The organism is Sporomusa sp., assembly GCF_057736855.1.
The window spans coordinates 3,279-3,835 of sequence record NZ_JBYKYF010000076.1 but is presented as its reverse complement, the minus strand read 5'-3'; the positions used below and the strand labels follow the sequence as shown (position 1 = coordinate 3,835).

Annotated in this window: 1 protein-coding gene; it reads right to left on the bottom strand. The window is 38.8% G+C overall.

Annotation, left to right across the window (positions count from 1 at the left end):
* On the bottom strand, window positions 1-312 hold a 312-nt coding region (locus tag AC29Z1_RS07010; protein WP_488270745.1), incomplete at its 3' end, for a ribosome maturation factor RimP.
* Window positions 313-557: the final 245 nt, after the last annotated feature.

Below are 557 nucleotides of genomic sequence, written 5' to 3'. Positions count from 1 at the left end.
TTTTACTTCTACCTTATCTCCAGCATGACGAATAAAATCGCGTTCTTTTTTGAGTGGACGATCAAGGCCCGGAGAAGAAACTTCAAGATAATAATGATCGTTTATTAAATTGCTTTCATCCAGTTTGGCCTCGAGTTGTTCACTCACCCATTGACAATCATCAATCTCTATACCTGATTCTTTATCCAGGAATACTCTAAGATACCACTCATGTTCTTTTACATATTCAACATCAACCAATTCGAGGTCACTATCAGCAATAATATCCAAAACATATTGCTCAACAATTGATTCTATTTTCTCTTTAGACATAAAATTTATAACACCTCCCGATTCGGCGGCTCACTCAGGCCGTTGCTGTCTTTATTCTTTATCAGACGGCGAACTGCTCTAGGGCTCCGATGTTCAGATACTCCAAGATACAAGCGAACAGTACATCTTTGGCTATGGGCGACTAACCTTCATGTAAGTGCAGGTTCTAGGGCTAAGTCAATTTTATTTTTGCCTAATCGCTTACCCATCATACCTAAAATTTGGTAAGATTGATTAGGGCTGAA